The organism is Micromonospora sp. CNZ303, assembly GCF_004345505.1.
On record NZ_SLVT01000005.1, the window covers coordinates 74808 to 85315 of the forward strand.

The window sequence follows — 10508 nt, forward strand, 5'->3', positions numbered from 1 at the left end:
TCACCCTCCCGTGTCGCGGTAGGTTGGGAATCTCGCGAAAACCGGCTGACCGGCGTGCGTCACCAGGTCGCGCCAGCTGGGTCCGACGCGGCCGAGAATGGCACCGAGCGAGCGGTCGCGGCGCCACTCCGGCCCGGCCATGCCCCACTGCCCCAGGGCGTCCAGGAGCACCGGGTCGACCGGGACCCAGACCCCGTCGACCTGGAACTCCGCCCACGAGTGCGATGCGGAGATCGGTGGGGTCAGGGACCTGCCGAAGGAGAACCGCGCGGTCAGTCCCCGCCTGCGGGCCTCCTCGACCAGCAGGTGGGCCACGCCGACGCAGTCGCCGATGCCGGTGTCACGAACGAAGGCGCTGTCGGCGCGCAACGTCTCCGGCAGCCAGAGGAACCGGATGTGCCGGGTCTCCGCCAGCAGGTCGAGCACCGCCGTCGGCAGTTCCGGCCAGGTCCGCGGCCGGTCGAACGTCACCGAGTGCAGCACGCCGCCCCGGTCCGGTGCCGACGTCGTCTCGTGCCAGGCGTCGTCCGGCACCGCGAGGCGCCACCGGCACGGCTCGTCGTACCCGGGCTCCGGGCACTGCGCCACGTAGTCCATCCGGTAGCGGGCGTGGGCGGTCGGGCGCCCCAGCTCGCGGATCCACCAGGAGAGGACCTTGCGCCCGCGCGAGCGCGGGTCCAGGTGCACCGAGACGTTGCGCAGGTCGGTGGCGTCGAACAGGAGGCCGTCCGCGCCGACCGCCGAGGGCAGACCGGCGGCGACGAGGAGTTCGAGACCCGGCCCGTCGATCTGGTACTCGGCGGCGGCCGCGGCGGCGTCCATCTCGAAGCGCCGATGCGAGTGCGGCACCTGCAGGATCAGCGGCAGCAGGGCGTCGAGCGCCTGCCGGTCGAGCCAACGCCCGGCTGTCACGAGGCACCTCCCACGAGGCGCCGGTACAGACCGTCCTCGGCCATCAGGTCCTCGTGGCGGCCACGCTGGACGAGCCTGCCGTCGCTCATGACCAGGATCTGGTCGGCGGCCTCGGGATGGGAGAGCCGGTGGGCGACGACCACCAGGGAGCGCCCGGTCCGGCGCAGGTTGGCCATGATGCGGTCCTCCGTCAGCCGGTCGAGGGCGCTGGTCGCCTCGTCGAGGATCAGCAGCTCGGAGTTCCGCAGCAGGGCCCGCGCCAGGGAGATGCGTTGGATCTGCCCACCGGACAGGCCCGCCCCGGAGCTGCCGAGCAGCGTCTCGTACCGCATCGGCATCGCGTCGATGTCGTCGTGGACCTCGGCCAGCCGGGCGGCGGCGATGACGTCCTCCAGGGAGCACTCCGGCCGGCCGAGCGCGATGTTCTCCCGGATGGTCCCGCTGAACAGCCGGGCGTCCTGCCGGACGTACGCCATCGACCGCCGCGCCGCCGGCCGGTCCAGCTGGTCGGTCGGCGTGCCGTCGAGGGACACCGTGCCGGCGCTGGGCAGGTAGAGCCCCGCCAGCAGCATGGCGAGCGTCGACTTGCCGGAGCCGGACTCACCGAGGATGAGGGTGAACTGCCCGGGCTCGATCTGTGCGTTGACGTCCACGAGCGCCGGCGTCCGCGCGCCCGGGTAGGCGAACCGCACGTCGTCGAGCGTGATGGCGCCGGTGACGCGGGACGGCGCCACCGCGTCCGGGCCGGCCTCCGGGCGCGCGTCCAGGATGTCGGCGAGCCGGGTCAACGTGGCCCTCAGGCCGGCGACCTCCAGCCCGGTCTGCACCAGACTCGCCAGCGGTACGAACATTCCCATGGCCAGGGCGGAGAAGCCCACCACCCGGGACAGGGAGATCTCGCCGCGACCGAGCAGGACCAGACCGGCGGCGAGCACGGCGAGCGGAGCGAGGAACTGGATCGCGGTGCTGGCGGCCTCGCACACGCCGAGGAACCGCCGGCTGCGGGTCCTGGCGTTCACCTCGGCGACGAACGTGTGGCTCCAGGTCTCCGCCGCGGCGCCCTCCAGCCCGGAGGCCTTCAGCGTCGGCACGCTGTCCAGCAGCTGGAACAGCTCGGTGTGGCTCTTCGCCTGCGCCTCCAACAGCGCCGCGGTCAGGTATTCCTGCTTGCGCCAGCTGAACGCGAGCAGAGCGAGCTGGGCGACGGCGAGGGTGAGCACCAGCGCGCCGAGGCGCCGGTCCGCGACGACGATGAGCCCGCCGTACACGAGCACCAGCACCCCGTCGAGCACGGCCGACAGCGCGGATCCCGTCAGGATCTGACGGACCGCGTTGCTGGTGCGGACCCGCATGGAGAGGTCACCGGTGTGGCGCTGGGCGAAGTAGTCGAACGGCAGGGCGACGAGGTGATGGACCGCTCCGAGGGTCACCGACTTGTCGGCGAGGGTCTGCACGGACAGCAGGGCCAGCCGACGGACGGTCTGCATCCAGAAGTACATCCCGAACAGCACGACCGCCGCGCCGAACAGCAGCCAGGCGCTGACCGGTTCGCCGGGCTGGCTCGCCCGGTGCACGACGTAGGTGGAGGCGGCAGGCACCGCCAGGCCGCACAGGGTCAGCGCGACCGAGGTCAGCGCGAGGGGAACCCAGGCGGCCGTGCGCGGGAAGAACTTCGACAGGTACGGCAGGCGGCTGGCGCCGAGGTTCCGGGCGTCGGCCCCGCGCCGCGACGTCGTGGCGCCGACCGGTGGATGGAACTCCAGCGCCACACCGGTGAACGCCTTGCCGGCCTCGGCCAGGCTGACCTTACGCCGGCCGAAGGCCGGATCGACGATGTACAGGTGGTTGTCGGTCACCCGCTCCAACACGACGAAGTGGATGAAGTTCCAGAAGAGGATGGTCGCCGGGGGGAGGTTGCGCAGCCCTTCGATGGAGACCCGCACCCCGCGCGCGACCAGGCCGCGCCGCCGCGCGGCACCGAGCATCGCGCGGGCCGCGACCCCGTCCCGGCCCGTGTTGGTCTCGGTGCGCAGCTCGTCGAGGGGGACCGGTTGGCCGAAGTAGGCGAGGACCATCGCCAGCGCGGCGGCCCCACACTCGCTCATCTGCGACTGGAGCACGACCGGAACCCGGGTGCGCGAGACCCGCAGCGCGGCCCGCACGTTGCGCCACCGCAGGCCGCGCAACGCGGCCAGGCCGGGTAGCGCCCGCCAGCCGAGCTCCACCGCGTCGCCGGCATCCCGGTTGACGCCGTGGTGACGCAGCGCCTCGCGCCGGAAGCGCTGCCGTCGGTCGGTGAACTCCGTCGGTAGGCTCGTCGCCTCGGGCGGCCGGGGGGCCTGTTCCGCCTGCCCCGTCTTGTCCAGCGTGCTCATCCGCCGCTGCCCGAGTCGACCCGGAGCACCTGCGCGGTGATGGCCTCCGCGGCGGGTGAGAGCAGGAACTCCACCGACCGCGCCACGTCGGCGACGGTGGCGGCCCGGTTGAGCATGTTCCGTCGGTTGATCGCGGCGCGCAGGCCGTCCTCGATCGATGCGGTCATGGCGGTGTCGATGAAGCCCGGAGCGACGCAGTTGACCGTGATGCCCCGGCTGCCGACCTCGGCGGCGAGCACCCTCGAGAACCCTTCCAGAGCGCACTTGGTCGCGGTGTACGCGCCGAGCCCGCGGAAGGTCCGATGGGCCGCGATCGAGGTGATGTTGACGATGCGCCCGCCACGGCGGTACATCGCCTTGACCGCCGCCTGGGACAGGGACATCGGGACCTCGACGTTGAGCTGCCACATCCGGGTCATGTCCGACCGTGCGGCGGCCACGTGCAGAGCCGCGCTCGCCACCCCCGCGTTGTTGACCAGACCGTGGAGATCGGCGCACTCCCGGAGCCGGTTGGCCACCGCGAGCCGATCGTCGCCGCGGGTGAGGTCGGCGGCGACGAACGTCAGCGGGTCACCGACGGACTCCCGCAGGGCCGCGAACTCGCTGGGAGCGGTCCGTGCCACGGCGACCACCCGGTAACCGACGGTCAGCAGCTGCCGGGTGACAGCCAGCCCGATGCCCCGGGTACCGCCGGTGACGAAGACCGTCCCGAGCGCCTCACTCACCGCGGGCCGCCTTTCCGGACGGTGCCATCGGAAGCTGGTCGACGACGTTGACGCGACGCGGTTGTTCCGCCGGGGCCAGTACGCGGCGGGCATGCGCCTTGACCCGCTGCACGACCAGGTCACGGTCGGCGCCCGGCGGCGTGACGACGTCGGCGCCGACGACGGCGCCGAGCACGCTGCTGCGCACCGGGTAGACGCGGACCGCGACGACGTCCGGGAGTTCCCGCAGCAGCCGGGCCACGTGGCCGGGCACGACCTTCACGCCGCCCACGTTGATGACCTCGCCGCGTCGCCCGAGGATGTGCAGGCGCCCACCGTGGATCGCCGCCGCGTCCCCGGTCGGCAGGTACGGTGCGCCGGGCGCCGGGGACAGGAGCAGCTCGCCGTCACGTACCGTCAGCGCCTTCCCGGTGGGCCCGTACCCGTCGAGGACGGAGAGCGGCAGGCCCGGAAGCCCGTCGGAGACGGTGGCGATCCGGCCCAGCTCGGTGCTGGCGTAGAACTGCAGGACGCGTTGCGGCGCGAACGCCGACTCGATCAGGCGTAGCAGCTGGGCGTCCACCGGCTCGCCGCCCATCGATACGGTGTGCACCCGCGGTCGGGCCTCGTCGGTCCCCCGGTGCAGCGCCGCCATCCGCCAGAACGACGGGGTGCCGGCGACGACGTCGTAGCGCGCGCCCGTCCCGGCGGCCAGGTCGGTCGGCGTGAGGAAGTCGATGCTGGCAGCCCTGCCCAACGCCTGGCTCACGGCCTCCACCCCGGCGTAGGTGAAGGGTGCGTAGCCGATCCCCCACCTCTCGTCACGGTGCGCGGTGTCCCAGTCGGCGCCTCGGGTCAGCTCCGGCCAGGGCCAGTAGGTCGGGGTCGGGGTGCCCGTGGTGCCCGACGAGAAGATCCACAGCCCGCCCTGCCCCGCACCGGAGGGCCGGCCGCCGTCCTCGGTGGGCCGGATCCGCCCGCTGGCGACGTTCAGCACGGCCTGCGGGCGCAGCTCCGCCAGCGCCGACGCGGTGACGGTCGGACCCACCACGGCCACGGACGCGTCGAGCGGACGGAGCGCACGCAGTGCGACCACGAGGTCCGGCCCGGAGGCCACCTCGACCGCGAGGTGGCGCAGGCCGGTCGCCGCGACCGCCTCTCGCAGCCGGACGATCCGCTGCGCCAGCGGATCGGCATGGGTAGTCACGGGCATGGCTCAGCCTGCTGCCGGCTGCAGCGCCCGGCAGAGGTCCGCTAGCGTCTCCATCCGGTCGACGGCGACGACGTCCAGCAGTACACCCAGCTCCTGCTCGAACTCGACGATGAGCTCCGCGACGACGAGGCTGTCGATCTCCAGCTCGGCCAGCTGCATCGCGCCGGTGTAGCGCGGCGCGTCGCCGACCGGCGGCACGGTGAGCACCCGCTTCGCCACCGCGTCAAGGGTTTCCTCGTCGATCACCGTGTCGACGTGGACACTCTCCACGCTCAACCAACTCCATCCATGAATAGCTCCTCGGACCGTTCGTCGGCGGCGGTGTCGGACACCACCGCGATGCGCACCGGGACCGCCAGGAACGGCCGGCCGGCGACGTGCGAACGGACGTGGCTGGCGAGATCGTCCGCAGTGACCGCGGCGTCGGCGGTCGTCACCTCGGCGGCGAGCCGCGATCCGCCGTCCTCGGCGACCTCCACCGAGACCCTGGCGGAGGCGACCGCGGGGTGCGAGTCGAGGACCGAGGTCACCTCGGCCAGGTCGACGACCAGCACGACCGCACCGTCGGGTGCGCGAAGTGGTGTGAGCCCGGGGCCGCTCTCCGTCGCCGGCGCGGCGCTGACCGGGTCGTCTCCGGCCAGCAGTGCGCGGAAGGCGGCGACGAACCTGGTGAAGGTGGCCTGCGACATGGTCTCGCCGTCGACGGTCAGCCGGACGCCCAGCCCGTTGGGCCGCTCGTTCGCGGCGATCCGCAGGCCGTCGGCGGTCCTGACCCACGTCGGGGTGTACGCGCCGCGCTCGATGGCGACCGCGCCGCCGTCGGCGTCGTCGCGGTCGGCGGTGTCCTCCAGGTACGTCATCGACAGGGTGTCGTGGACCGGACGGCCCAGGCGGCGGACCGCTGTCGCCCACATGTCGTCCAACGCCTGCCGCGTGACGGTGCGGCGCGAGGTCGCCGACAACAGCTCCCGCCGCACCTGCACCAGCAGGTCGGCGGGCCGGTCCGGCCGGTCCAGCACGACCGGCACGACGACGTCGAACATGCCGACGACGCCCTGGTCGGCGTGACGCCTGCCGTTCAGCTTCATCGAGACGACGAGGCGGTCCTGCGGCGTCAGTTGGAACACGGCGGCCGCGAACAACGTGAGGAGCCACTGGACGGTGCTGAAGCCGGCGGCCTGCCAGCGCTCGCGCACGTCCTTCCACTCGTCCTCGACCAGGGTCAGCAGCTCGGTGTGGACGACGGTCGCGGACGGCCCGCCGAGCCCCGGAAGGAACTGGCACCGGGGCGGCAGCCACGGGCCACGCTGCCGCCAGTACGCGGACACCGCCTGGGCGCGCGCCGAGTCGGCGGCGGCGGCCTGGCCGGTCACCGCGGCGAGGTAGTCGGCGTCCACCGGGTCGGCGTCGGTCCCGCCGCCGAAGTAGGCGCCCCACAGGTCGCGTACGACGATCATCCGGGCGGTGGCGTCGACGGCGTAGTCGGAGAACACCCCGAGCACGGCGTGCAGAGTCGGAGTGAACCGCAGCAACCGCAGCACGAACGGGTACTCGACCGCGAGGTCGAAGGGGCGCCGGAGGTCCGTCGCCAGGACGGAGCGCACGTACCGGGCGAACTGCTCGGTGTCGTTCGCCGTGACCTGGGTCATCGCCACGAGCCGGCGGTCGTCGGGCATCGGCCGGACCCACTGGACGGGTTCGCCGTCGAGCGTCGTGACACCGATCCGCAGCGCCGCGTGCCGGGCGACCGTCGAGCGCACCGCGCCGACGAACGCGGCGACGTCCAGCGGGCCGGTGACCTGGTAGGACATCCAGACTGCCGCGCCCTGCTCCGGCGTCCCCGAGCGGGCGCGGTGGTGCGCGAACTGGCCCGGCAGCAGGGGATGGACAGCGGCGTCGAGATCGGCCGCCTCAGGGCGGGTGGGTCGCGACGACATACGGTCCTCATCCCAGCAGCAGTGGTCACCTACCGGAGGCCAGATTCAAGATCGGCAGATTAGCAACTCCCCCGACACCGTCAAGGAATCCGCACTTGAACGGGGGTCGGCGGTGGGTGCGAACGCGCGATCGCGCGGATCTGTTGACGGTCCACCTTCCCGTGCGGGGTGAGCGGCAGCGCGTGGACCACGACGCAACGCTCCGGCGTCTTGGCCGGTTCGAGGCGGCGCGCCAGCTCCGCCAGCACGACGTTCTCCGGCAGGACGGTGGCCACCACGACGGTGAGCGGGTTCGCGTCGTCCGGCGCGACGGCGGCGGCCCCGTCGACGCCGTCGACGTCCATGGCCGCCGCTTCGATCTCGGCGGTGCTCGACCGCACGCCCCGGTGCTTGAAGACGTCGTCGCCACGACCGTGCAGATACAGGTGGCCGTCGACGTCCAGGTGGCCGCGGTCGCCCGTGTGCAGCCGCCGGCCAGCCGCGGTCGCCCGGAAGGTGGCGGCGCTCAGCTGCCGGTCGCGCCAGTATCCGGCCATGACGTTCGCGCCCTCGACGACGACCTCGCCGACCTCGCCAACGGGTAGTGGTCGGCCCTGGCGGTCGACGACGCGTACGACGGTGCCGGGGATCGCGCGCCCGACGGACCCTGGGCGTTCCAGGTCGCCGTCCGGCTCCAGGATCGTGGCCCGCTTGCATTCGGTCAGTCCGTACATCTGCACCACGGCCGCGCCCGGGAACGCGTCGCGCAGCCCGTCCGCGAGCCGTGGCGGCATCCGGGCGCCGGTGTTCGTGAACATCCGGACCGACCGCGGCACCGGGAGCGCCGTCCTGGCCGCCAGCCGGAGCAACGCGGTGGCGATCTCCGGCACGACGGGCACGATGGTGGCCCCCGCGCGGGTCATCCGTTCGAGGAGGGCGATCCCCTCCCCTGCCTCGAGTGCCTCCCACCGCGAGCCCGCGGCGGTGGCGAGCAGGAGCTGGTAGAGCCCGTAGTCGAACGAGGGCGGCACGCAGGAGAGGACGACGTCGTCCGGTCGGTAGCCGAGGACCTGTCCGATCGCCCGGGTCGCGAAGAGGACGCTGTCGTGCGGACAGACCACCCCCTTGGGCCGCGCGCTGCTGCCCGACGTGTACATCAGCAGGGCGGGCACCGCAGAGTCACCGTCGGCACAGCTGGCGTCGGGCTGGCCCGCGTCCCCGACCGGCGCGTCGAGCGTCTCCAGGATCTCCCCGAACCGTGCCGACGACCAGGTGCGGGCGGGCACCTCGACCGCTGCGGGGTCGATCCCGACCACGAGGGCTGGTTCGATGTCGGCGAGTACCGCCCGAAGCTGGAACGGGCGCATCGCGGCCGACAGCGGCGCCAGCGTCAGGTCCGCGTACGACGCCGCGAACAGGATCGCGGCGAAGCCGGCGCCGCCGGACCGCACGGCGATCCGGTCCCCCGGCAGCAGGCCCAGTGCGCGGAACCGACCGGCCAGGTTGACGCTTCGCTGCCGGAGTTCCTGGTAGCTCCACCGGTGACTCCGGTCGACGACCGCGGCGCGCTGGGGATGCCGTCGCGCGGCGGCGTCCAGCAGGGTGTGGATCCGCATGTCAGGACCGGGCTGAGCTGCCCCTGGCGGCGAGGCTCAACGCCCGACCGTCCGGTGCCGCCTGCGTTCCTCGGGCAGCATCTGGCTGAATTGGTACCAGCCCCCCGCGCAGGCCTGGGCGACAGCCCGAAGCGACTCGTGGCAGTGCGCGGGAACGTTGCCAGCGGTGTTCGACGACTGCGAGATGAAGGCGAGCGTCCCGGTGAGCAGCCGGAGCAGGGCCTTGCCGTGGTCCGTGTAGCGCAGCGCGGGATCCTGGCGGAGCCGCTCCAGCTGTAGCCGGATGTTGGCGGCGAGATCCTGATCCGTCACCGGCAGCCCGTCGGGGGACGAGACGGCTGCCAACTCGGCGAGCGGCGGCGCCGGGGCCTTCTGCCCGGCCGGGACACAGGCGCCGCCGCCGAGCGCCTTGCGGCGGACGTCGAAGGCCGTCCCGACCGAGATGCCTGACCGACGCGCCACCTCGCGCAGGCTGGCATCAGGCTCGCGACGCACGATCGCCTCGGCCAACCGCCGGCCCTCTTCCGTCGAGACCGGGTGCCGGCGCCCGTCCCGGCCGATCCGGACGTCCTGGTGGTGGCCCGTGTCCAGCGAACGCCGCCGCAGGCCGGCGACGGTCTTGGCAGCGACGCCGCACACCGCCGCTATCCGGCGGTCGGACCACTGGGGGTGCGAGGCGAGGATCCGCTTGGCAGCCGCCAGCCGGTCCCGGGCGCTCAGCGGCAGGCCGTCCTCGAGGTTCAACTGCACCGCGGCCACGAAGGCGTCCGCGTCGGAGCCGTCGAAGTAGACGACCGGCACGTGGCGGTCACCCCGCACACGCGCGGCCCGTAGCCGGTGCATGCCGTCCACCACCCGCAACGAGGACCGCTGGACGACGATCGGAGGCAGCTCGGCGGTCAACTCGACGAGGGTCGTGACGTGTCTCGCGCTGATCCCGTCCAGTCTCGGGGAGAAGCCGACCCGCAACGAGCGCACGTCGGCCACGTCGACCTCCGGAGCCGCTGCCTCCCCCGCGTGAGCGGGCTGCGCGGTGGAGTCGCTATCCGGTCGTCTCTTCATTCGTCCCTCGCGCCAAGTCGCCACAGTCAGAATGGCTGCGCTGACGCTGATCGCCCGTGCGCCTGCGACAACGCACGGTCGCACTTACCCGACGATTTAGCCGCCGCCACCATTACCCGTCCGTCACGAAATACCCGTGGCGGCCATGCTACAACCGCAGGCAGACGCCTTCCAGACACCGCCGACAGCAATTCGAACGGTAACGGCGAACGTACCGACAGTTCGGCCTCAAGCAGGGGCGGGACACCTCGGCGGCATCAGGGCGTAAACGCCCCGCAGACGGTCGGTAATTGTCCGGCGCGGAAACCGCCGCAGTCCCTGTCGAATTGCGACCGGGCAACACGGAGGGTGGCGACTCTCTGACGCAAATGGGGTACGGGCATGCTTGTGGATCACCATCACGGTCGGTACTATGCAGGCCCCGAGACCGTTGGCCAGTGTCCGGTCGAAGGCGGGCGCGACGTTCGAGAAATGCCGTCCGTCCTTGCTCGACAAAACACTTCAGAGACACATTAGTACGGGCGGGGCAATGCCACGGAAATTGAAGCTGCCGGCCACTGTCGCCGCGCACCGCCACCCCGCCCGGTCGCCGGCAGGGTCGCCAGGACGCGGGGCACCGGCCGCCGGAGAAGGCGTCCTGCCAGGACACCGGCTCCGGGGGCGGACTCCCGCCGGCCCCGCGACACGGGCTGCGTGGTGAGCCGCACGAC

At 72.6% G+C, this 10508-nt stretch carries 8 protein-coding genes; all 8 read right to left on the reverse strand.

The annotated features are described in order from the left end of the window. Positions 1 to 912: a transglutaminase-like domain-containing protein gene (locus EV374_RS10710; RefSeq protein WP_132234127.1), complete on the reverse strand. Its 912-nt coding sequence runs from the start codon at positions 910 to 912 to the stop codon at positions 1 to 3. Continuing rightward, positions 909 to 3287 (reverse strand): peptidase domain-containing ABC transporter, encoded by a 2379-nt coding sequence (locus tag EV374_RS10715; RefSeq protein ID WP_132234129.1) that lies wholly within the window; start codon positions 3285 to 3287, stop codon positions 909 to 911. The genes EV374_RS10710 and EV374_RS10715 overlap by 4 nt, the downstream gene beginning before the upstream one ends. Continuing rightward, the gene (locus EV374_RS10720) at positions 3284 to 4012 is read right to left on the reverse strand and encodes an SDR family oxidoreductase (protein WP_165947748.1); all 729 of its coding nucleotides are present in this window, start codon (positions 4010 to 4012) and stop codon (positions 3284 to 3286) included. The genes EV374_RS10715 and EV374_RS10720 overlap by 4 nt, the downstream gene beginning before the upstream one ends. Continuing rightward, complete coding sequence (locus tag EV374_RS10725) at positions 4005 to 5204, reverse strand: class I adenylate-forming enzyme family protein (protein ID WP_132234133.1); 1200 nt, start codon at positions 5202 to 5204, stop codon at positions 4005 to 4007. The genes EV374_RS10720 and EV374_RS10725 overlap by 8 nt, the downstream gene beginning before the upstream one ends. Positions 5205 to 5207: 3 nt before the next feature. Beyond that, positions 5208 to 5474, reverse strand: a complete 267-nt coding sequence (locus EV374_RS10730) for an acyl carrier protein (RefSeq protein WP_089000851.1) — start codon at positions 5472 to 5474, stop codon at positions 5208 to 5210. Between the two features lie 2 nt (positions 5475 to 5476). Next, entirely contained in the window at positions 5477 to 7141 is a 1665-nt protein-coding gene (locus EV374_RS10735) for a condensation domain-containing protein (protein ID WP_132234138.1), read from the reverse strand. Between the two features lie 80 nt (positions 7142 to 7221). Further along, a complete protein-coding gene (locus tag EV374_RS10740) occupies positions 7222 to 8736 on the reverse strand; it encodes a class I adenylate-forming enzyme family protein (protein WP_132234140.1) in 1515 nt (504 codons plus the stop codon). A gap of 36 nt (positions 8737 to 8772) precedes the next feature. Beyond that, the gene (locus tag EV374_RS10745) at positions 8773 to 9723 is read right to left on the reverse strand and encodes a ParB/RepB/Spo0J family partition protein (protein ID WP_165947749.1); all 951 of its coding nucleotides are present in this window, start codon (positions 9721 to 9723) and stop codon (positions 8773 to 8775) included. Between the last annotated feature and the right edge of the window lie 785 nt (positions 9724 to 10508).